Below are 24008 nucleotides of genomic sequence, written 5' to 3'. Positions count from 1 at the left end.
TCCGACGAACGCCACCTTACCCGGGCGTACGCTGAGACGCATGACCGAGAATCCGTCCGTCTCCGCCGCCGTACCCGCGATCGCTCTGAACACCGGCGGCAGCATCCCGCAGCTCGGACTCGGAACGTGGCCGCTCGACGACGCCGAGGTCGAGCGCGCCATCGTCGCGGCGGCCGAGGTCGGGTACCGGCACGTGGACACCGCCGCCAAGTACGGCAACGAAACCGGCGTCGGCCGCGGCCTCCAGGCCAGCGGCGTGGCACGGGAGGACTGGTTCGTGACCACCAAGCTCGACGGCGGCTACCAGGGCGACGACCGCGCGATCGCCGGGCTCGACGCCAGCCTCCGGAGACTCGGGCTCGAGTACGTCGACCTGCTCCTCATCCACTGGCCGCTGCCCGCGCGCGACCTGTACCTCTCGACCTGGCAGACCTTCATCGCCCTGCAGCAGAGCGGCAAAGCCCGCGCCATCGGGGTCTCCAACTTCAAGCCCGCGCACATCGATCGCCTCCTCTCGGAGACCGGTGTGGCGCCCGCGGTCAACCAGATCCAGCTCAGCCCCGCCATCACGCGACGCGAGCAGCGCGCCTACGACGCCGAGCACGGGATCGTGACCGAATCGTGGAGCCCGATCGGCGGTACGGGCGACCTGCTCGCCTCCCCGGTGCTCGCGGCGCTCGCCGAGAAGCACGGACGCACCGCCGGGCAGATCGTGCTCCGCTGGCACGTGCAGAACGGGCTCGTCGCCATCCCCAAGTCGCGCAACCCGCAGCGGATGGCCGAGAACCTGGCGGTCTTCGACTTCGAGCTCGACGCCGACGACCTCGCGGCGCTCGACGGCCTCGACGAGGGTCCCGACGCCGGCGTCGACTCCGACCGCACAGGGCACTGAGGCCTTCACCGGGCGTGCCTCGATCGAGCGACCCCGCGATCGAGCGCCCGACGACGGGGAGCTCCTACGCGCGCACCAGCGGCAGCCGAACGGTGACGACGAGGCCGCCGCTCGGCGCGTTCGCGAGCTGCACCGAGCCTCCCGCCGCGCCGGCCAGCGCCGCCACGATCGCCAGGCCGAGCCCGCCACTGCCGCCCGAGGTGGACGTCCGGGCACCGTCGGCGCGGGTGAAGCGGTCCAAAGCCACCGGGATGAACTCCTCCGGCATCCCCGGCCCCGAATCGTGGACGGTGAGCACCACCGCGTGCGACTCGACGTTCAGGGAGGCGCTCACCACGTCCTCAGACCCGGGACCAGCCGCCCGGCCGCGGATCGCGGTGATCGCGTTGCCCAGGAGATTGTCCAGGATGCGTCCGAAGTCCGTCGGTGAGAGGGCGACCCTGGCGTCCGCGTCCGGCCGGCGCCTCGGGTCGTAATCGAAGTCGACCGAGATCGGGCGGGCGTCGTCGTCGCTGCTGACCAGCAGCCGCGCCCGGTCGATCGCGTCGGTGAGCTCGTCGACAAGGGTGCGCCAATCGATGCGACCGCTCGTCGGTCCCGCCTCGATGCGCGACAGCTCGAGGAGGTTGTTCGCCAGCTGCCCGAGCCGCAGCGCGGTCGAATGCGACGAACGGATGTCGTCGAGCAGCGCGTCCGCGTCGCCGGCGTCGAGTTCGGCCAGCTCGAGCTGGCCGCGGAGGACGGCCAGCGGCGTCCGGAGCTCGTGACTGGCATCCGACACCATCTGGCGCTCGCGATCAGCCGAGGCGCGCAGCCTGCGGATCAAGTCGTTCAGCGTCGTGGCCAGTTCCGACAGTTCGTCCTGCGCCGGGCCCACCGTGAGCAGGCCCTGCGGATCGTCGCCCGAGCCGCTGCGCTCGCCGCCGGCGATGCGGTCGGCCTGCTCACGCATCCTGCTCACCGGGCGCAGCGCCGTGCGGGCCAGCAGCCATGAGGCGGCGCCGAACCCCAGGATCAGGACCAGAGCGCCGACCAGGAGTGCCAGTGTGAGCCGGTCGAGGATCAGCGAGGTCGTCTCGTCGTTGCGGGCGGCGATCACGTGCATCTCGCCCGCCGTCGTCGCCACACTGCGCACCAGGACGTCGTAGGTGTTGCCGTTCGCCTCGATCGTGGCGGGAGAATCGCCGAGAGCGAGGAGTCGGGGGATGCGGTCCTCCAGCGACTCGGGGAGCGTCGAAGCCAGAATCTCGCCGTTGGCGTCGACGACGGCCAGTTCCTGCCCGCCGCCGGGCAAGTCGAAGGGTCCGGTCGGATTCGCCTCGACGGACGCCGCCGGAGCGGTGACGTCGTTCGTCAGCAGCGTGTTGGTGGCGTTGTGGAGGATGGAGGCCACCCCCACCCGGATGACGACCACCGCGACGAGGCCGAAGAGCGTGGCGACGACGAGGCTGCCGATCGTGATGCGCGCGGTGATCGACAGGCGCCGCAGCCAGGTCACGGCGCCGGGGCCTCCGCCGACGGCTGCTTCGAGTCGAGCGCGTTCTTGGCGTCGAGCCGGTAACCGCGGCCGCGCTCGGTCACGATCGAGAGACCGGCGCCGGCGAGGTCCAGCTTCTTGCGGAGATACGACACGTACTGATCGATGACGTTCGTCCCGATGTTGTCGGTCGTGCCCCACACGGACTCGAGGATGTCGGAGCGCGACAGTGTCTTGTCGGGGTTCGTCGCGAACAGCCGGAGCAGGGTGAACTCGCGGCGGCTGAGCGGCATCTCATGGCCCGACACCAACGCCTGGTGCTCGTGCGAGTCGATCGTGAGCCGGCCGACGCTCACCTGCGGCCGCATCCCGCTCGGCTCGCGACGCAGCAGTGCCCGGACCCGCGCGGCGAGCTCGGCGAACGCGAACGGCTTGGTCAGGTAGTCGTCGGCACCGGAGTCGAGGCCGTGGACGCGGTCCTCGATCGCGTCGCGCGCCGTCAGGAGGAGGATCGGCATCGGGTTGTTGGCCTCGCGGATGTGCCGGCACAGCTCGAACCCGCTCATCCCGGGCAGCATCACGTCGATCGCGGCCGCGGAGAAGGTGTCGCCGCGGAGGGCGATGAGGGCATCGACACCGTTGGTCACCAGGGTGACGTCGTAGCCTTCAGCGGCCAGGCCGCGCTCGACGAGGCCTCCCATGTCCGGATCGTCTTCGACAACGAGAAGCTTCATGCGCCCATCGTGCCACTGATCGCCGTGTCCGTGCTCGGATCACGGCCACCGACGCTGAGCGTCCGCTGAATGTTCTCGCAGAACGACCGTCAGGTTTGCTCGATCGCCGACCTGAGCAGGCTCAGGCGTGGGGGTCGCGCCGCCTGGCCGAGCGTGCCGACCGATCAGCTGTTGCCGCGGTTGATCAGCCGCGACAGCACGATGGCACTGCGGGTGTGATCGACGTTCGGCGCCAACCGCACCTTCTCGAGCGCGGCCTCCAGGCTCGGGATGTCGCGCGATCGGATGTGGACGATCGCGTCGGCGCTGCCGGTGACGGTCCCGGCGTCCACGACCTCCGGAACGGCGGAGAGGATGCGCAGCAGCTCCTCCGGGGAGACGGTGCCGCGGCAGAACAGCTCCACGTACGCCTCGGTGCTCATGCCGTCGATCGCGGGGTCGACCTGGATGGTGAAGCCACGGATCACGCCGTCGGCGACCAGCTTGTCCACCCGGCGCTTGACGGCGGAGGCCGACAGGCCGACGACGCCGCCGATGTCGCCGTAGCCGGCGCGCGCGTTCTGGCGGAGCAGGTCGAGGATGCTGCGATCGAGGTTGTCCACGGCGCAAGCATACGGTGGATCGTTGCGCGAAGGTGAAGATTACGCGAGTATCGTGCGCACTCGCGCAAGGGATACGCGTCGGTGTCGGCCTGCCGAGCTCGGCCGCCGCCGCAGCGCAACAGACCTGCGCGAGCTGCCTCCGTGCGCCGATTCCTTGCGCTGAGACGCAGTCAATCGCCGACAATCGTGTGTGACACTGTCGTCATGTCCGAGACCGTCGCCCACCGCCTCCACCCGTCGACCCCTGCGCCGACGGAGCGGCAGGCGGAAGCCATCGCGCTGGAGGACGCCCACACGGCACACAACTACCATCCGCTCCCCGTCGTGATCGCGGAGGGGCTGGGGGCCTGGGTCACCGACATCGACGGCCGGCGCTACCTGGACTGCCTCGCGGCCTACTCCGCCGTGAACTTCGGTCACTCCAACCCGGTGCTGCTCGATGCCGCCCGCGCACAGCTCGAACGCATCACGCTGACGAGCCGCGCCTTCCACAACGATCAGCTCGGCCCATTCGTCGCCGAACTCGCCGCCCTGGCCGGCAAAGACCTGGTGCTTCCGATGAACACCGGTGCGGAGGCCGTCGAGTCGGCCATCAAGGTCGCGCGGGCCTGGGGCTACCGCACGAAAGGCGTCGCCGACGGACGCGCGAACATCATCGTCATGGCGGGCAACTTCCACGGGCGCACCACCACCATCGTGAGCTTCTCCGACGACCCGGACGCACGTGAAGGGTTCGGCCCCTACACGCCGGGCTTCCGCACGGTGCCCTACGGGGATGCCGCCGCAGTGGCCGCCGCGATCGACGACGACACCGTCGCGGTGCTCGTCGAACCGATCCAGGGCGAGGCCGGGATCGTCGTGCCGCCTCCGCAGTTCCTCCCCGCGCTTCGTGCCCTGTGCGACGAGCGCCGGGTGCTCCTGATCGCGGACGAGATCCAATCGGGCCTGGGGAGGACGGGCTCGACCTTCGCGTGCGATCTCGTCGGTGTCGTACCCGACCTGTACCTGCTTGGCAAAGCGCTCGGCGGCGGAATCGTGCCGGTGTCGGCGGTGGTCGGCGATCGGGACGTGCTGGGAGTGCTGCGTCCGGGCGAGCACGGTTCGACGTTCGGCGGCAATCCGCTCGCGGCGGCCGTCGGCCGGGCCGTCGTCGCCCTGCTGGCGACGGGCGAGCCCCAGGAGCGCGCCGAGCTGCTGGGCCGTCGGTTGCGCGCCGACCTCGAGCGGCTCGTCGGTCGCGGCGTGCTGCAGGTGCGCGGCGCGGGCCTCTGGGTGGGTGTCGACATCGACCCCACGCTCGCCACCGGCCGGGAGGTCTGCGAGATCCTCCTGGAGCGGGGAGTGCTCGCCAAGGACACCCACGGTTCGACCATCCGCCTGGCGCCGCCGATCGTGACGGAGCCCGCCGACCTCGACTGGGCGGTCGAACAGGTGGAGGCGGTGCTGGTCGACCTCGGCGCCCGATCCTGACGAGCGGTGGGCTCGTCGGCTCGCGCCCTCCGCGGCTCGCGCCCTCCGCGCCCCGCGCCCTCCCAGGCGGCCGCAGATTCCACGATCGCCGTGAAGCGCGAGAGGGCGTTCACCTCGGCCGCCCGCGGTGGGAGCATGGGCGGCATGACCGACACGGGCAGCAGCAACGGACCGGAAGGGCGGACCCGCACGGCGGACGCGGCGACCTCGAGCGGCGGGAGCCACGGCTTCTTCGGGCAGCCGCGCTCGCTCGCCAACATCTTCGGCGTGGAGATGTGGGAGCGCTTCTCGTTCTACGGGATGCAGGGCATCCTGCTCATCTACCTCTACTACTCGGCCGAGAAGGGCGGCCTGGGAGTCGACCAGGCGACCGCGGCCGGCATCGTCGGCGCGTACGGCGGGGCCGTGTACCTGTCGACCATCCTCGGGGCGTGGCTGGCCGACCGCCTCTTCGGGTCGGAGCGCGTGCTGTTCTGGAGCGCCGTGGTGATCATGGCCGGTCACATCTCGCTCGCCCTGCTGCCGAGCTTCGCCGGGGTCATCGTCGGTCTGCTGCTCGTCGCGATCGGCAGCGGTGGACTCAAGGCGAACGCCACCCGCATCGTCGGCACGCTGTACGACGAGCACGACTCCCGGCGCGACGCCGGGTTCTCGCTCTTCTACCTCGGGATCAACCTGGGCGCGTTCTTCGGGCCGTTGCTGACCGGACTGCTGCAGTCCACGCTCGGCTTCCACTGGGGCTTCGGGCTCGCCGCCGTCGGAATGGCGATCGGCCTCATCCAGTACTCGGTCGGCCGCAAGCGCCTCCCCGACCGGTCACGCGAAGTGCCCAACCCGCTCCCGAGCTCCCGCTATCCGCTCGCCATCGGGATCGGCGTCGGCGGGATCATCGTGATCGTCGCGCTCGTGCTCACGGGCGTGATCAACGCGATCAACCTGGCGCTGTGGGTGATCGGCGTCACGATCGCGGCCGCGATCGCCTACTTCATCGTCATCCTCAGCTCGCGACTGCTGAGTGCGGAGGAGCGCAGCCGGATCATCGCCTTCATCCCGCTGTTCATCACGAATGCGGCCTTCTGGTCGCTGTACCAGCAGCAGTTCACGGTCGTCACGATCTACTCCGACGAGCGGCTCGACCGCAACCTGTTCGGCTGGGTGTTCCCGGTCTCATGGGTGCAGTCGATCAACCCGATCTTCATCATCATCCTCTCGGGTGTCTTCGCCGCGATCTGGACGAAATGGGGCGACCGGCAGCCGTCGACCCCGCTGAAGTTCGCTGCGGGGACGGTCGTGATGGGTCTGGCGTTCTTCCTGTTCCTGTTCTGGGCGGGCGGTGGCAAGAACAGCACCCCGCTGCTGGCGATGGTCGGCATCCTGCTGGTGTTCACGGTCGCCGAACTGCTGATCTCGCCGGTCGGGCTCTCGGCGTCGACCAAGCTGGCGCCGCACGCCTTCCAGGCGCAGGTGGTGGCGCTGTACTTCCTGTCGGTCGCGCTGGGGACGGCGATGTCCGGGCAGCTGGCGAAGCTGTACTCGCCGGCGACCGAGGGCATCTACTTCGGCGTGATCGGCGCGGTCGCCGTGGTGATCGGCCTCGCCCTCGCTCTGCTGAGTCCCTGGGTGCTGCGGATGATGCGCGGGGTGCGATAGCGGTCGCGAAGCAGCCGGTGGGGACGTGCCGGCCGGGACGTGTCATGCGGGGCTTGCCATACTGGAGGGCATGGCACCGCTGGACAGCACCGCACGCATCCTCGCCGTCTGCCGGGTGGCGCGACTGCGGCCCGATTCCGGCAACGTCGGCGTGACCGCGATCGACAAGCAGCCGGTCGAACCGCGGCTGAAGGTGCGCACCCTCGGCCTCTACGGCGACGTGCAGGCCGACCGGAAGCACCACGGCGGCGTCGGCAAGGCGCTCTACGCGTACGCCGACGAAGCGGCAGCGTACTGGGCCGACCAGCTCGGGAGGCCCATCCCGCCCGGCCTGTTCGGCGAGAACCTCCGCACAGCCGGGCTCGACGTCGACGGCGCCGAGATCGGCGAGCGCTGGCGCATCGGCGACTCCCTCGTCGTGGAGGTCACCTGTCCGCGCACGCCGTGCGCCACCTTCCAGCGACGGATGCGTGAGCCGCAGTGGGTGCGGCGCTTCACCGAGGCCGGCCGCGTCGGCGCCTATCTCGCCGTCGTGCACACCGGCACGGTGGCTGCCGGCGACGCGGTGGAGGTCGTGCGCCGGCCGGGGCACGGCGTCACGATCGCGTCGTGGTTCTCCGGAGCCGACCGCGATCAGGCGGACGCCCTCCTCGCCGCCGAGGCGGACGGCCGGCTCGAGCTCCACCGCGAGATGACCGAGTCGATCGCGAAGGTGCGCGGCCGGGCGGTCTGAACGGGAAGCGGACGTCAGGCGTTCCCGTCGGGCAGGTTCCCTGCCTCGTCCAGCCCCAGCTCCCGCCTCCAATGCGCAAGGAACGCGGCACCCGCGGTGTCGTGGACGGCGTCGCCGATCGTGATCACCTCGTACGGGCGGTCGAGCACTCCGTCGGCCGGGCGCACGTCCACATGCGCCACTTCGCGGCCGGAGGCGTGCACGAAGTCGGCCATCTTGTAGTCGCTGCGGGAGTCGCCGACAGAGCGCCAGCGGTTCGGGAGCGGACCGCGTGCGGCGAAGTAGTCGAACGCGCGTTGGGCACCGCGGTCTTTGTCGAGGAGGACGGACTCGATGTCGGTGGAGATGATCGTCGGATCGATGCGGAACGGCACCTCGCCCTCGTCGTCGGCGGCGACCCGGTCGCCGTAGCGGAGGCCGAGGCCCATGCCGGTCAGCAGGTCGAAGGCGGCATCCTGGAACAGCGCCTGCGACTCGGCGTAGGTCTCGGAATCGACATCGGTGCGCTGCTCGACCGAGATCATCGCCCGCTTCGTCTCGTCGAAGAACATCGTGTCGGCGAAGCGATCCCTGACCAGGCGCCGGATGCCGTCGACCGCGGCAGCCGGCAGGGCGACCGACGCATCGACGGCGACCTCGCCCATCCCGTCGCCCGTGATCGGCGCCCAGGCGCCGCCCTTCTCGAACACACCGAACATCCGCGCGCCGTGCGAAGCGAGGGCATCGCCGAGGCCGGCGTCGCACAGCGGGGTGACGACCTGGTTGCGGATGAAATCGCCGGAGCGGCCGGTGATGAACGCGATCGGCACGCCGGCGGCGGTCATCGCCACGAGGTCGGTGACGATGCTGCGGATGGCGATCGTCCGCGTGACGGGGCTGGCGATGGGGCCGTCGACATCGAAGAGGAGTCCGAGGTTGTGCACGCTCCATTCTCCCGTGCCGGGCCGGGGGCCTCCGAACGCGCGGGAGAATGGAGCGAGACGACGAAAGGAACGGCCGTGCTCCGCACCATGTTCAAGTCCAAGATCCACCGCGCCACGGTCACCCACGCCGACCTCCACTACGTCGGCTCGCTCACCGTCGACCTCGACCTGATGGAGGCCGCCGACCTCCTTCCCGGCGAACAGGTCGCGGTCGTCGACGTCACCAACGGCTCCCGGCTCGAGACCTACCTGATCGCGGGCGAGCGCGGCAGCGGGGTCATGGGCGTCAACGGCGCGGCGGCGCACTTGGCCGAGGTCGGCGACACGATCATCGTCATCTCCTACGCGCAGCTCGACGACGCGGAGGCGCGTGGGTTCGTGCCGACGGTGGTCCACGTGGACGCGGCGAACCGCATCGTGGAGATCGGCACCGACCCGGCCGAGGCGCTCGACGAGGAGACGCGCACGCCCCCGTTCGCCGTGGCGTCGTCGGGCGTCGACCTGTCCGGGCCGGCCGGCGGGGCCGCGTGACCTACCGCGCCACCGAGCGCCTGCACCCGATCGACGGGACCCGCATCGAGCTGGAGGCCGAGGTGCCGTTCGCGACCCTGCGCGCCGCGTTCGAGGCGGAGGTCCCCGAGCTCGACACCGACCTGCTTCGCAGCCTGCTGGGCTCCGGCGCCGACTGGTCGACCCTCACGCGCTCGCTCGCCGGGCCGGGCTCGCACCGGCTGGTGCGGTTCTGGAGCGGCGACCCGACCGCCGTCATGCGGGCGGGCGGCGTCGACCTCCCGAGCGTCGGCTACCTGATCGGCGACTACGCGACGGCCGCGCGGATGTTCCGGCACGACGCGGGGACCGCGCTCTACACGCCGTTCCGCGTCGAGTTGCACGCGGCCGGGGAGGGCAGGACGGTTCTGAGCGCCGACCAGCCGAGCGCGCCGCTGCGGAACTTCGGCAACAACAAGATCACGCAGGCCGGCTACGAGCTCGACCGCATGCTCGGCGACCTCCTCGAAGACCTCGGCCTGCCGCGGCCGAGCGTGCTGCGGCTGTAGCTGGAAGGATCGGACCATGGGCGCGCGATCCGCCGAGGCGGCGCGAAATCGCCCGTGTGCATGTTCCAACCCGGAGTTTGCGCCGCTTGGACGGCGGACGCGCGGCTCACGGCTCGCGGAGACCCCACGGTTGGCCGTAACCGCCCTCGGACTCCGGGCGCTCCATGAGCTCCAGGAACGGCCGGGCAGGGAAGGCCTCCGGGCCGCGCACGCCGGAACCGGTCCAGGTGCCGTGCGCGAGCAGTTCCAGGGCGATCACCGGGTTGAGGGCGGTCTGCCAGACCACGCACTGGGCGTCGTACTCGCGCATCGTCCACTCGTTGTCGCTGACGTGGTACAGGTAGACGCTCCGCGGGAGCCCGTCCTTCCCGGTGCCGGTGACCCAGACGCCCGCGCAGGTCTTGCCGGTCATGCGCGGGCCGATGGCGGCCGGGTCGGGGAGCGCCGCCGCGACCACGTCGCGCGGGGCGACCTCCACCGGGCCGGCCGCCGAACGCACCCTGATCGGGACGGTCGAGTCGAGCCCGAGGAGGTGCAGGGTGCGCAGCACGCCGATGAACTCCTCGCCGAGGCCGTACTTGAAGGTGACGCGTTCGGCGTCCAGCCACCGGGGCATGAGGAGGACCTCCTCGTGCTCGACGTTCACGCACTCGACCGGGCCGATGCCGTCGGGGAAGTCGAAGACCTCCGGCTCGCTGAACGGCGGCGTCGTGTACCAGCCGCCGTCCTCCTCGCCGACCCGCGACTTGTCGAAGATGACCGGAGGGTTGAGGCACTCCTCGATGGTCGTCCAGATGCTGAAGGACGGCGCGAAGATCTCGTTGCCGTCGTCGTCGCGCACCACCAGGTTGGCGCCGTCGCGGGTGCCGAGCTCGTCGATCTCCGAGAACAGCTCGTCGGCGGCGTAGCGCGCGAAGACATCGGAAAGGCCGGGCTCGACCCCCATGCCGACCAGGGCGAGCCGGCCGGCGGCCTCCCACCGCTGGTTCTCTGCGAACTGCGCGTCGCCGAGCTTGATGCCGGGCCGGCTGTACGGGTCGGTGGGATGCGGGTGCGACAGGCTCATGGCCATGTCGAGGTAGTCGGCTCCCGCCGACAGCGCGCCGGCGAAGATGGACTCGACGAATTTGGGCTCGACGGCGTTCATGACGTGGGTGGTGCGGTGCTCGCGCGCGACGGCGGCGACCGAGCTGGGGTCGGAGGCGTCGATGCGGGTCGCGGTGAAGCGGGAGGCGACGCGGTCGCCGTGCCGTGCCCGGATCCACTCGACCGTCGCCTCCGCCCTGGCCCGGTCGTAGTCGCTGACGACGAACGCCTCGTAGAACGAGCGGCGGGCGGCGATCTTCGCGATGGCGTTTCCGACGCCACCGGCGCCGATCAGCAGGATGCGCATGGTGCTCATTGTGCTCGGTCGGGGCGCGGGGCGGGAAGCCTCCGTGCGCCGGTGCCCCGTCCGCATCCGCCCGCGTCGATGATGCTGGACGGATTGACCAGTATCCTTGCTGAATGGAACTTCGTCAGCTCGAGCACTTCGTCACCGTCGCCGAAGAACGGCACTTCACACGCGCGGCCGAGTTGCTGCAGATCTCGCAGTCGGGCCTCTCGGCCTCCATCCGGTCGCTCGAGCAGGAGCTGGGCACCTCCCTCTTCATCCGCAGCACGCGCCGGGTCGAGCTGACGACGGCCGGCCAAGCGCTGCTCGCCGACTCGGTGCGCACGCTCGCGAGCGCGGCCGCAGCGCGCAACGCGGTCGCCGCGGTGCGCGGGCTGCTGCGTGGGCGGCTCACCATCGGAGCAGAGCCGTGCCTCGGCTCCGTCGACCTGCCCGCCGAGCTCGCCGCGTTCCGCACGGCGAACCCGGGAGTCGAAGTGCGCCTGCGGTACTCCGGTTCGGAGGAGCTGGTGGAGGCGGTCGCCGGCGGGCGCGCCGACGTCGCCGTGGTCGTCGACACCGGACACGCGCCGAGCGGCGTGCGGCTGCGCGCCCTGAGCACGCAACAGCTGCTGGTGCTCTGCCACCCGGAGCACCGCTTCGCGTCGCAGGAGAGCATCCCCATCGACGCCCTGCGCGGCGAACCGCTCGTCGGGTTCCAGGAGGGGTGGGGCGCCCAGGCCCTGGCCAGGCGGGCGTTCGCCGCCGCCGGCTTCGACTACCGTGCGGCGATGGAGGTCAACGACGTGCACCCGCTGCTCGACCTCGTGGGCTACAACCTCGGCGTCGCGGTCGTACCGCAGAGCTTCGCCCGCAAGCGACCCGACCAGCTGCGGGCCGTCGCGCTCAGCGGCGACGTGCCGGAGTGGACGGTCGCGGTGGCCGTCTCGGAGGAGCCCAGCCCGGCGGCCGCCGCGTTCCTGCGCCAGCTCGCGCGCGTCGAGGCGCCGACCCAGGCACAGCCGGCCTGAGCCGATCGAGGGGCGCGCAAACGCCCCTAAAACTGCGTTTTAGGGGCGTTTGGGCGCCCTTCGGAGACCCCTCACCGGGGAACGGGCGGGGAACGGGCGGAGACCGGGCGCAGCGCGGGCAGGATCAGGCGGCGTCGAGGCGGGCGAGCTCGTCGGGGGTGAGCTCGACATCTACGGCGGTGATCGAGTCCAGGATGGTCTCCGGTCGTGACGATCCGGGGATCGGGATCACATGCGGGCTCTGCGCGAGGTGCCACGCGAGCGCGACCACCTGCGGGCTGATCCCGCGCGCAGAGGCGACCTCCGCGAACGGGGCGAACCGGTCGCCCAGCTCGCCGGCGTTGCTGATGCCGCCGAGCGGGCTCCAGGGCAGGAAGGCGATACCGAGCTCGTCGGCGAGCCGCAGCTCCGGCTCGCTGGAGCGGAACGCCGGCGAGAACTGATTCTGCACCGACGCCAGGCGCCCGCCCAGGATCTCCTGCGCCTGCCGGATCTGCTCCGGGTTCGCGTTCGAGATCCCGGCTAGCCGGATGACGCCCTCGTCGAGGAGGTCGCGGATCGCGCCGACCGAATCCGGGTACGGCACCTCGGGGTCGGGCCGGTGGAACTGGTACAGACCGAGCGCATCGCCGCCGAGGCGGGCGAGGGAGGCCTTGGCGGCCTCCTTGATGTAGTCGGGACGGCCGTTCAGCGTCCAGCTGCCGTCACCCGGGCGCAGATGGCCGCCCTTCGTCGCGACCAGCACCGTGGAGGCGTCGCCGCTCCAGGTTCGCAGGGCCTCGGCGAAGAGCTCCTCGTTGTGGCCGACCTCGTCGGCGTGGAGGTGGTAGGCGTCCGCGGTGTCGAGCAGGGTCACGCCCGCGTCCAGCGCGGCGTGCAGGGTGTCGATGGAACGTTTGCGGTCGGGCCGGCCCTCGATCGACATGGGCATGCCGCCCAGTCCGATGGCCGAGACCTCGACGTCGCCGATAGTGCGTTGCTTCACTGCTGTCCTCTCGTTACCAGGCGTAGTCCTCGGGCGCGGTCTTGTGCCCGGGGAAGATCTCGTCGAGACGGGCGAGCGCGGCGTCGTCCAGGTGGACGTCGAGGGCGCGGATGCCGGCCTCCAGCTGCTCGCGCGTGCGCGGCCCGATGATCGGACCGGTCACGCCCGGTCGCGAGAGCAGCCAGGCGAGGGCGATGTCTCCCGGCTCGTGGCCGAGCTCGTCGGCGAACGACTCGTACGCCTCGATCGCGTCGCGGTGCGTGGCCAGGGTGTCGGCTGCGCGGCCCTCCAGGCGGCGTCGGCCCTCGTTCTGCTTGCGGATCACACCGCCGAGCAGGCCGCCGTGCAGCGGCGACCAGGCGATGACGCCGACCCCGTTCGCCTGGGCGGCGGGCAGCACCTCGAGCTCGACCTGACGGGTGAGGAGGTTGTAGATCGACTGCTCGCTGACGAGTCCGAGGAAGTCGCGCCTGCGTGCCTCGGCCTGCGCCGTCGCGATGTGCCAGCCCGCGAAGTTGCTCGAACCGGCGTAGAGGATCTTGCCCTGGGCGACCGCGACCTCGACGGCCTGCCAGATCTCATCCCACGGCGTGTCCCTGTCCACGTGGTGGAACTGGTAGATGTCGATGTAGTCGGTCCGCAGCCGCTTCAGGCTGGCGTCGAGCGCCCGCCGGATGTTGAGCGCCGACAGCTTGCCCTCGTTGGGCCAGTCGCCCATGGCGCCGTAGAGCTTGGTGGCCAGCACGGTGCGCTCGCGTCGGCCGTCGCCCCGGGCGAACCAGTCGCCGATGATCGTCTCGGTCGCGCCCCGACCCTTGCTGCGCCCGTAGACGTTGGCGGTGTCGAAGTAGTTGATGCCGGCTGCGTGGGCGGCATTCATGATCTCGAAGGAGTCCTCCGGCGTGGTCTCGGGCCCGAAGTTCATCGTGCCGAGCACCAGCCGCGACACCGACAGGCCGGAACGGCCCAGGTGCGTGTACTGCATGTCTGTCATGGCGCCAGCCTCCGCCCGAATCGGCGAGAAGTCCAACAGGAGGTGTGGATGAGATTGTGCGATTCGAGTGATGGGTAGGGATAGCATCCCTCTCATGCGCGAAGTGATCCCGGGAGTGCACCGGCTGCAGGCGTCCCGCGGCGGCAACGCCTATCTGATCGAGGAGGGCGACCGGGCGGTGCTGGTCGACACCGGCCTCCGGTCGGGCGCGGACGCCGTGCTGGCGGAGCTGGCCGGGGCCCGCATCCCGACCATCACCGATGTCGTGCTCACCCACTACGACCCCGATCATGTGGGCGCGGCGGCCGCCGTGCAGCGCGCGACCGGCGCACGGGTCTGGCTCGGCGCCGCGGACACCCGCATCCTCCGCGGCGAGGAGGAACCGCCCACGCGGACGCGACGCGTGATGTTCCGGTCGGGCTGGCTGGGGCGCGCAGAGGTTCCCGAGCTGACCGAACTGCCCGACGAGGCAGAACGGGAGGTCGCCCCCGCGGTGGTGGCGGTGCCCGCGCCCGGCCACACGCCCGGGCACCATCTCGTGCGCTGGCGCGGGGTGGCGTTCATCGGTGATGCGGCCCGCGTCTCGAAGGGGCGGCTCGTGCACTTCCCCGGGTTCTTGATCAGCGACCGCGCGACCGCCGACGCGACGCTGGCCGCGATCGTCGCCTCCGCGCCGCGCCTCGTCTGCCCCGGCCACGGGTCGCCGGACCGCCTGACGTAGCGCCGAGTACGCCCCAATTCAGCGGAAAACGCTCGAGTACGCGGAGAATCCGCGTACTCGAGCGTTTTGACCAGCCCTAGAGGGCCAGTGCCGCCTCGAGCTCGGAGTCGCTCGGTTCGACCAGGTGCCGGCCGTCGGGGAGCACGATCACCGGGATGTTGGTGCGGCCGCTGATCGCCCGGGCGCGGTCGGCCTCCTCGGGGCGGGCGACGAGGTCGATGTACTCGTAGTCGGCGCCGAGACGGTCGAGGAGCGCTTTGGATCGGATGCAGTCGCGGCACCAGTCCGCGCCGTACATGGTCACGGTGCCGGTGGGGCTGCTGGAGGAAGCGGAGTCGGTCATCCTGCCAGCCTAAGCAGCCGCGACTGGGAGTCCGCCGTCCACGATCAGGGTCGCCGTCGCGGCGGTCGGCTCGATGAGGGCGGCGTTGGCACCGTCCACGTCCGTCGCCCAGGCGCGGGCGGCCTCCGGGCTGCGGCCGTGCCGCACATGCCGCTCGACGAGGCGCCGCAGTCGTTCGTCGTCGTCGGTCGCGACGAACCAGCTCTCGGCCAGGAGGTCGCGGACGCGCACCCATGGCTCCTCCGGCGCCAGGAGGTAGTTGCCTTCGACCACGACGAGCCGGACCGCAGGGCCGATCGGGATGCTCCCGGCCACCGGCTCCCCGACCGCGCGGTCGAACGCGGGCGCGTAGACCGTGCGGTCGCGTTCGGAGAGCACGCGCTGGAGCAGGGCGACGAACCCCCAGCCGTCGAAGGTGTCGATCGCGCCCTTGCGCTCGCTCCTGCCGAGGGACGCCAGGGTGGCGTCGGCGAGGTGGAAGCCGTCCATCGGCAGATACGCTGCGACCTCTCGGCCGGCCTGCTCGTTCGCGGCCGCGACGACCGCTCGGGCGAGCGTGGTCTTGCCGGAACCGGGGCTGCCGGCGATCCCCACGAGGGCCCTGCCCGTGTCGGGCACCAGTGCCGCCGCGCGCCGGGCGAGGATTGCGGGGTCGGTCCGGGGCCGGTCGGATTCCATGTCCACCATTCTCGGTGCGAATTCGCTCTAGCGCCCTGCGACGGCCTTTGACATGTATATGTTGTCCTCAAGACAGTAAATGATATGCTTGCGACAACAGATCGTCGTTCGAAGGAGAACCGACCCATGTCCGAGCCCGACCAGCGCTCCGCTCTCGACCGGCACCGTGACGCGCTGCTGGACCCGCCCATCGAGTTCCGCCCCGAACTGCGCTGGTGGCTCGCGGAAGGCCTCCACACCGATCGCACCCTGCGGTTCGAGATCGACGCCGCGCATCGGCTGGGCTTCGGCGGCATGGAGTTCCTCGCGATGGACGAGCAGGCGATCGATCACGCCCGCTACGGCTGGGGCTCGGAGGAGTGGGTCCACGATTCACAGATCGTGGTGGAGGAGACCACCGCGCGCGGGATGTCGGTGAGTTTCACCTCCGGGACGAACTGGTCGAACGCGAACCTTCCCACGATCGATCCCGACCATCCGGCCGCGGCGCGGGAACTGAACGTCGTCGTGGAGGATGTGCGCGTGGGCGGCGGTCGCCGGGGGTCGCTACCGCGCATCGAGCTCGACGCTCCGCGCGCCGAGAGCCTGCTGCCCGGCCACCGGATCCCGCCCAAGACGCAGGAGTTCGTCGCGGTCGTGGCGGCCCCGGTCGTAGCGGACGGGGCGGACGGCCGGGTTCCGGTGCTCGATGCGGACGACGTGCTCGACCTGACGGCACAGGTCGTCGACGGCGCACTCGACTGGGCCCCCGCCGACGACCGCGACTGGAAGCTCTTCGTGTTCTGGTCGCACGGAACCGGTCAGACCGCCTCCCCGTCGGCCAGCGTCAACTACACCGTCAACTACCTCGACCGCGCCGGTGCCGATGCCGTGATCGACTACTGGGGCTCGACCGTCCTCACGCCGGAGCTCCGCGCACTGATCGAACGCAACCCGCGGGCGCAGATGTACATGGACTCGCTCGAGCTCACCACCTGGGGAGAAGGCGGCCTGTTCTGGGGAGCCTCGGTCGCCCGCGAGTTCCGGGAGCGGCGCGGGTACGACATCACCCCGTGGCTGCCGTTCCTCACGCGCAGCGTCCAGCTGATGGCGTCCGCCACGACGTACCACTACGAGCCGACGGAGGCGCAGCGGGTCACCGTCGAGAAGGTCCGTCACGACTACGTGCAGACCCTCACGGATCTGTACATCGAGAACATGCTGCGGCCGTTCGCCGCGTTCTTGCACGAGAACGGCATCCTGCTGCGCTCGGAGATCAGCTACGGCTTGCCGTTCGAGCTGACGCGCCCCGGCCCGGAGGTCGACGGCATCGAGACCGAGTCGCTCGAGTTCGGCTCGCAGATCGACGCCTACCGTCTGCTCGCCGGGCCGGCCCACCTGTTCGGCAAGCAGTACTCGTCCGAGACGGGCGCCACGACCCGCAACCACATGCTCGACCACCGGTTCTACGACCAGATCATCGCGACGCAGCTGGCCGCCGGCATCACCAAGACCGTGCTGCACGGGTGGGCGAGCACCGCGGGCGCCGAGGGCGCGACGGAATGGCCGGGGCACGAGGGGATGTGGCCGGCGTTCTCCGAACGCTTCGACCTGCGCCAGCCGGCCAGCGAGTTCTACCCGCAGTGGAACGCGGCGATCGGCCGGGTGCAGTACCTCCTGCGCCAGGGGCGCCCGCGCATCGACGTGGGGATCCTGCGCACAGACCACTTCGTCGACAACATGTCGGGCATGTTCTTCCTCGATCAGGACGGCGCCCGCATCCCCGACGAAGTCGCCTACGGGACGATGTGGATGCGCGACCGCCAGAACCACTGGTGGCAGGACCTCGGCATGCAGGACGCCGGCTGGAGCTACGAGTTCTTCGACGGATCGCTGCTGCTGCGCGACGAGGTGTCGTTCGCCGACGGCATGGTGCAGCCCGACGGGCCGGGCTACCAGGCACTGATCGTGTATCAGGAGGCCCTCGACGCCGACGTCGCCCGGCGGCTGCTGGACTGGGCGCGGGCGGGCCTGCGCGTACTGATCGTCGACGGCGCCCGTGAGCTCAAGCTCCTGATGACCGGGGAGTACATTGTCCACGAGCGCGCCGCCTCCCGCACCCCGGGCCTCGACGGCCGCGACGAGGAACTCGCGGCGATCCTCGCCGAGCTGCGCGCCGAGGCGACCGTCGCAGAGGTCGGCGACCCGGCGGCGACCGTCGCCGCGCTGCGTGGCCTCGGTGTGGCCGGCCGCGCCGAGTTCACGACCGCGAACCAGAGCGTGCTCGGCTACCTGCGCGAGGAGAACGAGCTGCTGCACGTCTACCTCTACAACTTCCTCTACGAGACCGGCGAGGACACCGTCGTGGAGGTCGCCCTCCCCGGCGCCGGCATCCCCTACCGGATCGACCACTGGAGCGGCGACGTCGCCGAGCACCGCGGTGTGCGGCTCGAGGCCGACCGCACGCTCGTATCCGTCGCCCTCGCCCCAGGCGAGATCGCGCTGCTCACCGTGGACCGCTCGCGGCCTGGTGCGGAGTCGGAGCCCGTGGCCCGGGAAACGTTGCAGACGGTCGGCGGTTGGAGCATCACCGTCGAGAGCTGGGATGCCGGCGACGACGAGCTGATCGTGGAAGACCGCGGTCTGGGCTACGAGAGCCGGGAGGTGCGGCCGACGACGAAGGTGACCGCGATCGCAGTCGATGGTGCCGCGCTCCGGCCGTGGACCGAGCTCGCGGGCGTCGGCCCGGAGGTGTCGGGGGTGGCGGAGTACCGCGCGTCGGTGGAGCTCGGCCGGGCGGCGGAGCCGGGCGAGCGCCTCCTGCTTGACCTCGGCTCGACGGCGGGCGGACTCGGCTCGGTGGTCGTGGGCGATGGCGCGGCGCGTGGCTTCGACACCTCACGCCCGGTCGTCGACATCACCGATGCGGTGCACGCCGGGAGCAACGCGATCGTCGTCCGGGTCGCGAGCTCGCTCAACAACCGGCTCATCGCGCGCGGTTACTACGACGACATCCCCGACATGGGTACTCTGCTGCTCGGCCGTCAGGAGGCGCACGTGACCGTGGTGCGTCCCCACGGCCTCCTGGGCCCGGTGACGATCGTCAGCGAGCGCAGCTGAGAGCGAGCGCGGCTGAGATACTGGGCAGCGCGCCCAACAGAGGAGGTGGCAGCGTGTCGGACGACCCCGACCTCTCGCCGGTGATCGAGCAGGACCCGCTGGACCTCCGGCTCTCGATCGCGTCGATCGTCCACTGGGCCGACAGCCGCGAGGTGCGCGTGCGGGTGATGGAGAAGATTGCCTTCCCGGTCGACGACATCCCGATGTTCGTGGTGGTCAACCAGCTGGCCTACCGCGGAGCGCTGCGCCCGACCGACCTGGCGGCGACCCTCGGCACGGGCAAGGCCAACATCTCCAAGATCGTCCGGCGGCTGGAGGAGATCGGCCTGGTCGCGCGTGTGCCCGCCCCGCGCGACGAGCGCAGCGTGCTGGTCGCGCTCACCGGCGCGGGTCGCGAACTCGGTGAGCGCATCATGGAGGTGGCACAGGCCCAGGTGGATGAGGTGACGCTGGGGTGGGATCCCCAGGAGGTCGAGAACCTGCGGCGCTATGTCGCGCGGTTCGCCCGTCAGGCGTTCGCCGGCCTGTCCATGATCCCAGGGCTGCGCGAACGCCCCTGAGTGCGTGCGACATTCGTCACGAATGTCGACATTCGTGCCACGAATCACGACATTCGTCACGAATGTCGTGACCGACGACGACGGCGGTGGTGGCGGCGCCGGTGGTGGCGGCGCCGGTGGTGCGGTCAGCGGGGGGTCGTGCTGGCGCGGATGACCAGTTCGGGCTGGTAGCGGATGTGCCGCGGCTCCAGTGAACGGTCGTCGGCCTCCTCGAGCAGGATCTGCACGGCCGTCTCGCCGATGAGGTGGCTCGGCTGCCGCACCGAGGTGAGCGGTACGACGGACGCTCCGGCGAAGAGGATGTCGTCGTAGCCGACGAGAGCGATCTCGTCGGGCACGGCCAGCTTGCCGCCGATGAGCAGCGACTGCAGGAGGCCGATGGCCAGCAGGTCGTTGGCGGCGAAGACGGCGTCGGGGCGATCCGCTGCGGTGCGATCGGCGACGGTCTGGCCGATCCGCCTGCCCTCGTGCACGGTGAGCGCGTCGCCGAAGACGACCTCCAGAGTCACACCGGGGTGCCGATCGACGACCGAGCGGGCGCCGGCGAGGCGGTCGCTCACCTGCTGGATCGCAGCCGGGCCGCCCACGAAGAGGATCCGGGTGCGGCCGGTGTCGATGAGGTGCTGCGCGGCGAGGGCGCCTCCCGCGACGTCGTCCACCGACACCGAGCTGAAGGTGCTGTCGCTGCTCTCACGGTCGACCAGGACGACCGGGATCTCCCTGTCGCGCATCCGGCGGAGGCGCGGTGCCACGTCGCCGACGGGGGAGAGGAGCACGCCGCGCACGCGGAGCTCCTCGAAGAGGTTGAGATAGCCGGCCTCGCGTTCGCTGCGCTCGTCGCTGTTGCCGACGATGACCTCGTACCCCGCGTCGGACGCCGCGTTCTCGGCGGCCGCGGCCACATCGGTGAAGAACGGGTTGGCGCCGCTGAGGGAGATCAACCCGATCGCCTGGCTGTGGCCGAGGCGCAGTTGACGCGCCGCTTCGTTGCGCACGTACGAGAGCTTCTCCATCGCCAGATGGACGCGCTCGACGGTCTCGGGAGAGACGATGTCGGGCCGGTTGAGCACGTTCGACACCGTTCCGACGGACACCTGAGCCAGCGCGGCGACGTCTTTGACGCTTGCAGAAGCCATGAGTCATTCCTCCCGCGGGCCATAGTAATGGATGCGGTGGTTGAAACGAAACAATTTTCAATAGGGCGGATAGATGTGGACATTCTCAGAGAACAAAAGCTATGAAAAAGCCTGATCAAAGGAGCATTATCAGGACAAGATCAGGACCGATCGGGATTGAACGCACGTTTCAGGTTCGGCTTGCGGGCTCGTTACTGAATCGACACAATTTGTTCTTGACGGGATCCGCCCCAGCAATTACCTTCAGGTGAAGCGTTTCAAAACACCCCACGCACCCAGGGGCGGAAGCGTCCCGAATACAAGGAGGTATTTGATGTTCTCTCGCAGGACGACGACCAAGGTCGTCGCCACTCTCGGCGGGCTCGCCATCGCGGCGCTCGCGCTCGCCGGCTGCAGCTCGTCGGGCGGCAGCTCCGACGGCTCCACCACGATCTCGCTCCTCGCGGGTGGCAACGACCCCGCCAGCACCAAGTTCGCGAACGACCTCGCGTCGGCGTTCCACAAGGCCAACCCGAAGATCACGGTGAAGGTCGAGACCCGTCCCGGCGGAACCGACGGCGACAACCTCATCAAGACCCGCCTCTCGACGGGCGAGATGAACGACGTCTTCCTCTACAACTCGGGATCGCTCTTCCAGGCGCTGCACCCCGACACCCAGCTCCAGCCGCTCACCGACGAGCCGTGGGTGAAGGACCTCACCAGCGATTTCAAGAAGACGGTCAGTACGGACAAGGCCACCTACGGTGCCCCGATGAGCACGTCGTTCAACGGCGGCATCATGTACAACAAGAAGGTCTACGAGAAGCTCGGTCTGACCGTGCCGAAGACCTGGGACGAGTTCATCTCCAACAGCGAGAAGATCAAGGCAGCCGGAATCGTCCCGGTGATCCAGTCCTACGGTGACACCTGGACGAGTCAGCTGTTCGTGCTCGCCGACTTCGCCAACGTCAACGCCCAGGACCCGAAGTGGGCAGCCGATTACACGGCGAACAAGCCCGACGCCAAGTACTCGAAGGAGCCGGCGCTCGCGGGGTTCACGCACACGCAGGAGATCTTCGACAAGGGCCTGATGAACAAGGACTACGCATCCTTGACGAACGTCAACGCCCTCAAGATGCTGGCCACCGGCGAGGGCGCGCAGTACCCGATGATCACGGCCGTGATCAGCAACGTGCTGCAGTCCAACCCCGACCAGATCAACGACATCGGTTACTTCGCGATGCCGGCCGACTCCGGTGAGCCGCACGCGACGGTCTGGGAGCCGGCCGCGGCTTACATCCCGAAGACCACGACCGGTGACAAGCTGACGGCGGCCAAGAAGCTCGTCGCCTTCATCAACTCGCCCACGGGCTGCGACATCCAGAACAGCGCCGGCACCCCGGCCGGTCCGTTCGCGATCAGCACCTGCAAGCTCCCCGCGAACGCTCCGGCGCTCGTGCAGGACGAGCTGAAGTACCAGGAGGACAAGAAGACGGGCCTCGCGCTCGAGTTCCTGTCGCCGATCAAGGGCCCGAACCTGGAGAAGATCCTGATCCAGGTCGGCTCGGGCATCTCGACCGCGCAGCAGGGTGCCGCCCTGTACGACCAGGACGTGAAGGCCCAGGCCCAGCAGCTCGGCATCAAGGGCTGGTGAGCCCTCGCCCGGGCCGGCCTCGCGGCCGGCCCGGGCGGCACCACACACCCCCCCGGAAGACTCGACGAGGAGCAGACTATGTCGACGGCCAGTCCCGCGACCGCAGCCCAAGCGGCCGACATCATCAGCGAGGTGGGGGCCTCGCACACCGGCAAACCCCGGAGATCGCGGATGCGATCGCATTATCCGACGTGGTTCTTCATCCCCGCGATCGTCCTCTATGTGGTCTTCTTCGCGATCCCGACGATCTCGTCCTTCTACTTCTCGCTGACACGGTGGTCGCTGTTCGACTCGCAGTTCATCGGGTTCGCGAACTACGTGCAGTTCTTCCAGGACCCGCAGCTCTACACCAGCTTCATCCACACCCTCATCTACGCGGTCCTCACGTCGGGCGCCAAGGTGATCATCGGGTTCGCGCTCGCGCTGCTGCTGACCGCCCCGGTGGTCGGGCGCGGCTACCTGCGCGCCGTGGTGTTCTTCCCGGTGCTGCTGTCGACCATCGGCGTCGGCATCCTCTGGAAGGCGCTGCTCGACCCGTTCCACGGCATGGTCAACGCCGTGCTCGGCTTCTTCGGGCTGCCGCAGCCGGGCTGGTTCACCGACCCCAACCTCGCGCTCTACACGATCGCCGGAGTCGACATCTGGAAGGGCGTCGGCATCGCCACCCTGATCTTCATGGCCGGAATCGTCGCCATCCCGAACGAGTACTACGAGGCGGCTCGCATCGACGGCGCGGGATACGGGCAGATCCTCCGGCGGATCACCATCCCGCTCAGTCGCGGGGCGACCGCGACGGTCATCATCCTGTCGCTGATCGGCGGACTGCGTTCGTTCGACATCATCTGGGCCACCACCGGAGGGGGCCCGGGCTTCACCAGCGACGTACTCGCATCGGTGATCTACAAGCAGTACCAGGCCGGCTTCTACGGCCTCTCCACGGCAGGCAACGTGGTGCTCTTCCTCGTGGTCACGCTGATCATGGTGCCGCTGTCGTACGTCCTCAACAGAAAGCAGGTGGAGCTGTGACCGCCGCCAAGACCCGCGCCTGGATCGTCGGCGTCATCGCGATCCTGGTCTCCGTCGTCGTCTTCCTCATCCCGTTCACCTTCGTCGTGCTCCAGGCCGCCAAAACCCCCGAGGACGCCTCCAGCCTCTCCTTCACCTGGCCCAAGGAGTGGCTGTTCTTCCCCAACCTGGTCGCGGTGCTCCAGAGCAACGACGGCCTGATCTGGCGGGCGTTCCTGAACTCGTTCGTGCTCACGGTCGGGTCGGTGGCGCTCATGGTGATCCTGTCCGCGATGGCCGGCTACATCCTGGCGCGCAAGCGCAGCAAGTGGGGCCCGGTCGTGAACTTCTTCGTGCTCGCCGGCCTGATCGTGCCGCCCGCCGTCGTGCCGACCATCTGGGTGCTGCAGGGCGTGGGCCTCTACAAGACCATGCCGGGCATGATCCTCATCGAGACGACCTTCGGCCTGTCGTTCTGCATCCTGCTGTTCCGGGCGTTCTTCAACACGGTGCCCAAGGAGCTCGACGAGGCGGCGGTGCTCGACGGCGCCGGCCGGGTGCGCCTGTTCTTCCAGGTCATCCTGCCGCTGCTGCGCCCTGTGATCGTGACCGTGATCGTCGTGCAGTCGGTGTTCGTGTTCAACGACTTCGCCGGTCCGCTGTACTTCCTGCCCGGCTCCGACAACGCGACCGTGCAGACCACGCTCTACACGTTCTCGGGGCAGAACCTGAGCTTCTACAACCTGCTCTTCATGGACATCCTGCTCATCACCATCCCGCCGCTGGTCGCCTACATCTTCTTCAACCGCCAGATCGTCGCCGGCATGACCAGCGGCGCCGTCAAGGGCTGACGGCGGACGAATCCGACCATCGCAGAACACGACAACCGAACGAGACGAAAACGAGAGAGAC

At 69.7% G+C, this 24008-nt stretch carries 23 protein-coding genes; 13 read left to right on the top strand and 10 right to left on the bottom strand.

Features of this window, described 5'->3' with window-relative positions; all coding sequences use genetic code 11:
- Positions 1–40 precede the first annotated feature (40 nt).
- Entirely contained in the window at positions 41–892 is an 852-nt protein-coding gene (locus tag Q0Q23_RS08715) for an aldo/keto reductase (RefSeq protein ID WP_295122091.1), read from the top strand.
- A 64-nt stretch (positions 893–956) separates the two neighbouring features.
- Here Q0Q23_RS08715 and Q0Q23_RS08710 read toward each other — a convergent pair whose 3' ends face one another.
- From Q0Q23_RS08710 to Q0Q23_RS08700, 3 genes are all read right to left on the bottom strand, one after another.
- Complete coding sequence (locus tag Q0Q23_RS08710; protein WP_295122089.1) at positions 957–2390, bottom strand: cell wall metabolism sensor histidine kinase WalK; 1434 nt, start codon at positions 2388–2390, stop codon at positions 957–959.
- A complete protein-coding gene (locus Q0Q23_RS08705) occupies positions 2387–3103 on the bottom strand; it encodes a response regulator transcription factor (protein ID WP_295122087.1) in 717 nt (238 codons plus the stop codon). The genes Q0Q23_RS08710 and Q0Q23_RS08705 overlap by 4 nt, the downstream gene beginning before the upstream one ends.
- A gap of 164 nt (positions 3104–3267) precedes the next feature.
- The gene (locus Q0Q23_RS08700; RefSeq protein ID WP_185275485.1) at positions 3268–3705 is read right to left on the bottom strand and encodes an Lrp/AsnC family transcriptional regulator; all 438 of its coding nucleotides are present in this window, start codon (positions 3703–3705) and stop codon (positions 3268–3270) included.
- Between the two features lie 204 nt (positions 3706–3909).
- Between Q0Q23_RS08700 and rocD the strand changes: the two genes are divergently transcribed.
- From rocD to Q0Q23_RS08685, 3 genes are all read left to right on the top strand, one after another.
- On the top strand, positions 3910–5175 hold the full coding sequence (gene rocD / locus Q0Q23_RS08695; RefSeq protein ID WP_295122082.1) for an ornithine--oxo-acid transaminase: 1266 nt from the start codon (positions 3910–3912) through the stop codon (positions 5173–5175).
- Between the two features lie 144 nt (positions 5176–5319).
- Positions 5320–6825 (top strand): peptide MFS transporter, encoded by a 1506-nt coding sequence (locus tag Q0Q23_RS08690; protein WP_363316248.1) that lies wholly within the window; start codon positions 5320–5322, stop codon positions 6823–6825.
- A 70-nt stretch (positions 6826–6895) separates the two neighbouring features.
- Positions 6896–7558: an MOSC domain-containing protein gene (locus Q0Q23_RS08685; protein ID WP_295122080.1), complete on the top strand. Its 663-nt coding sequence runs from the start codon at positions 6896–6898 to the stop codon at positions 7556–7558.
- Between the two features lie 14 nt (positions 7559–7572).
- On the opposite strand, the gene Q0Q23_RS08680 is transcribed toward Q0Q23_RS08685, so the two are convergent.
- A complete protein-coding gene (locus tag Q0Q23_RS08680) occupies positions 7573–8481 on the bottom strand; it encodes a hypothetical protein (RefSeq protein WP_295122078.1) in 909 nt (302 codons plus the stop codon).
- Positions 8482–8556: 75 nt separating this feature from the next.
- Between Q0Q23_RS08680 and panD the strand changes: the two genes are divergently transcribed.
- Entirely contained in the window at positions 8557–9012 is a 456-nt protein-coding gene (panD, locus tag Q0Q23_RS08675; protein WP_295122077.1) for an aspartate 1-decarboxylase, read from the top strand.
- A complete protein-coding gene (locus Q0Q23_RS08670) occupies positions 9009–9539 on the top strand; it encodes a hypothetical protein (RefSeq protein ID WP_295122076.1) in 531 nt (176 codons plus the stop codon). The genes panD and Q0Q23_RS08670 overlap by 4 nt, the downstream gene beginning before the upstream one ends.
- A 106-nt stretch (positions 9540–9645) precedes the next feature.
- Here the strand turns inward: Q0Q23_RS08670 and Q0Q23_RS08665 are convergent, their stop codons facing one another.
- Entirely contained in the window at positions 9646–10932 is a 1287-nt protein-coding gene (locus tag Q0Q23_RS08665; RefSeq protein ID WP_295122075.1) for a saccharopine dehydrogenase family protein, read from the bottom strand.
- Positions 10933–11045: 113 nt separating this feature from the next.
- Here Q0Q23_RS08665 and Q0Q23_RS08660 point away from each other — a divergent pair, with 113 nt between their 5' ends.
- The gene (locus Q0Q23_RS08660; protein ID WP_295122073.1) at positions 11046–11942 is read left to right on the top strand and encodes a LysR family transcriptional regulator; all 897 of its coding nucleotides are present in this window, start codon (positions 11046–11048) and stop codon (positions 11940–11942) included.
- 124 nt (positions 11943–12066) lie between these two features.
- Here the strand turns inward: Q0Q23_RS08660 and Q0Q23_RS08655 are convergent, their stop codons facing one another.
- Together Q0Q23_RS08655 and Q0Q23_RS08650 are read right to left on the bottom strand one after the other, a co-directional pair.
- Entirely contained in the window at positions 12067–12927 is an 861-nt protein-coding gene (locus Q0Q23_RS08655; RefSeq protein WP_295122071.1) for an aldo/keto reductase, read from the bottom strand.
- 13 nt (positions 12928–12940) lie between these two features.
- A complete protein-coding gene (locus Q0Q23_RS08650; RefSeq protein WP_295122135.1) occupies positions 12941–13912 on the bottom strand; it encodes an aldo/keto reductase in 972 nt (323 codons plus the stop codon).
- 103 nt (positions 13913–14015) lie between these two features.
- On the opposite strand from Q0Q23_RS08650, the gene Q0Q23_RS08645 reads away from it, so the two are divergent.
- Positions 14016–14642: an MBL fold metallo-hydrolase gene (locus Q0Q23_RS08645; RefSeq protein WP_295122069.1), complete on the top strand. Its 627-nt coding sequence runs from the start codon at positions 14016–14018 to the stop codon at positions 14640–14642.
- Positions 14643–14718: 76 nt separating this feature from the next.
- On the opposite strand, the gene Q0Q23_RS08640 is transcribed toward Q0Q23_RS08645, so the two are convergent.
- Both Q0Q23_RS08640 and Q0Q23_RS08635 read right to left on the bottom strand, forming a co-directional pair.
- Positions 14719–14985: a glutaredoxin family protein gene (locus Q0Q23_RS08640; protein ID WP_295122067.1), complete on the bottom strand. Its 267-nt coding sequence runs from the start codon at positions 14983–14985 to the stop codon at positions 14719–14721.
- Between the two features lie 9 nt (positions 14986–14994).
- On the bottom strand, positions 14995–15663 hold the full coding sequence (locus tag Q0Q23_RS08635; protein ID WP_295122065.1) for a nucleoside/nucleotide kinase family protein: 669 nt from the start codon (positions 15661–15663) through the stop codon (positions 14995–14997).
- Between the two features lie 126 nt (positions 15664–15789).
- Between Q0Q23_RS08635 and Q0Q23_RS08630 the strand changes: the two genes are divergently transcribed.
- Both Q0Q23_RS08630 and Q0Q23_RS08625 read left to right on the top strand, forming a co-directional pair.
- Positions 15790–18762, top strand: coding sequence for a glycosyl hydrolase (locus Q0Q23_RS08630; protein WP_295122063.1), 2973 nt, complete (start codon positions 15790–15792; stop codon positions 18760–18762).
- Between the two features lie 53 nt (positions 18763–18815).
- Positions 18816–19322 carry a MarR family winged helix-turn-helix transcriptional regulator gene (locus Q0Q23_RS08625; RefSeq protein WP_295122061.1) on the top strand — a complete coding sequence of 169 codons (507 nt, stop codon included), beginning with the start codon at positions 18816–18818 and terminating at the stop codon, positions 19320–19322.
- Between the two features lie 125 nt (positions 19323–19447).
- On the opposite strand, the gene Q0Q23_RS08620 is transcribed toward Q0Q23_RS08625, so the two are convergent.
- A complete protein-coding gene (locus tag Q0Q23_RS08620; protein WP_295122059.1) occupies positions 19448–20458 on the bottom strand; it encodes a LacI family DNA-binding transcriptional regulator in 1011 nt (336 codons plus the stop codon).
- Between the two features lie 313 nt (positions 20459–20771).
- On the opposite strand from Q0Q23_RS08620, the gene Q0Q23_RS08615 reads away from it, so the two are divergent.
- The 3 genes from Q0Q23_RS08615 (at position 20772) to Q0Q23_RS08605 (ending at position 23947) form a co-directional block, all read left to right on the top strand.
- A complete protein-coding gene (locus Q0Q23_RS08615) occupies positions 20772–22091 on the top strand; it encodes an ABC transporter substrate-binding protein (RefSeq protein ID WP_295122057.1) in 1320 nt (439 codons plus the stop codon).
- A 171-nt stretch (positions 22092–22262) separates the two neighbouring features.
- Complete coding sequence (locus tag Q0Q23_RS08610; RefSeq protein WP_295122133.1) at positions 22263–23117, top strand: carbohydrate ABC transporter permease; 855 nt, start codon at positions 22263–22265, stop codon at positions 23115–23117.
- Complete coding sequence (locus Q0Q23_RS08605; protein ID WP_295122055.1) at positions 23114–23947, top strand: carbohydrate ABC transporter permease; 834 nt, start codon at positions 23114–23116, stop codon at positions 23945–23947. The genes Q0Q23_RS08610 and Q0Q23_RS08605 overlap by 4 nt, the downstream gene beginning before the upstream one ends.
- Positions 23948–24008: the final 61 nt, after the last annotated feature.

Origin of the sequence: uncultured Leifsonia sp., assembly GCF_945957465.1 — a bacterium.
Taxonomy (GTDB): Bacteria; Actinomycetota; Actinomycetes; order Actinomycetales; family Microbacteriaceae; genus Leifsonia.
Note: the sequence above shows the minus strand (reverse complement) of the source record. Positions and strands in the feature narration are given on the sequence as shown.